The sequence below is a fragment of the Rhizobium sp. P1_E6 genome (genome assembly GCF_056405875.1).
The window spans coordinates 1-849 of sequence record NZ_JBFUBG010000317.1 but is presented as its reverse complement, the minus strand read 5'-3'; the positions used below and the strand labels follow the sequence as shown (position 1 = coordinate 849).

The following is an 849-nucleotide window of genomic DNA, read 5'->3' as shown; positions in this document are numbered from 1 at the left end:
GCATGGTGATTGCGCACATCGCTTTTCCCATGTGGATTATGGACGGCAAAGTCGACAGCCGCCCCCTGGCGATCGGCAAGATATTGCGCAAACTCTTGCACGAGCGCCAGCCGTTGCTCGGATGACAGCTCGTGTGGTAGCGCCACCTCGAATTCGCGGGCGATACGTGCGTCTTTGCGGCCCTCTGCCTGTTCTGCGGCGTTCCAGAGAACAGAGCGATCAAGCGCCCAGTCGGCCGCCACGCCCTCAGGAAGGATGATCTCGGCATGGGCAACACCACGCTTGTTGGTGAAGTCGTGGGTGATCCCGTCGCGCTCGTTGGTCAGCCACACGCCGGCACGATAGGCAGCGGCTGCAACGGCACTACGGCCATTCGCCCGCGAGATCGGCTTCATGCTGGCATGATAGATCGCCACAAACTCCATCCTCACCGTCGCGATCACCGGCTTCGATCGGTGATCAATGTCTCTCCGACAGGAGCGCCTGAGTTGCGCAGCAACTCGTAAGTGCGCCCTTCTCGACCAAAATACCCCAAACGATCCCCTCCCTTTTCGCGATTAAAATTCGGTATTTTGCCGCTTAGGTTACACGCGTTTTGTGATGCGTCTATTATTATCTTACCGCTATGCGTGTATTTTTTATTGCGATCGCGCGTCGATTTGTTAGCCTGGGAAAGCGCGGAACGAACATTCGGAAAGTCGGCTCAAACGGCTGACCAGTTGCACGGTCCCACGCTCGAACAGCATCGATCCTGACGTCAACGCCAACGGAGCAAGCACTGTGACACGCAAATCAATCGAAGAGCGGCTCGCCCAACTCGACGCACAGAAGAGGCCCTGCAGGCACGTT

1 protein-coding gene is annotated in these 849 nt (G+C 57.5%); it reads right to left on the bottom strand.

All coding sequences use genetic code 11. The features are described from left to right. Positions 1-416: MobA/MobL family protein (locus AC1D35_RS36485; RefSeq protein ID WP_477942920.1), on the bottom strand; the 416-nt coding region annotated here is incomplete at its 3' end. Between the last annotated feature and the right edge of the window lie 433 nt (positions 417-849).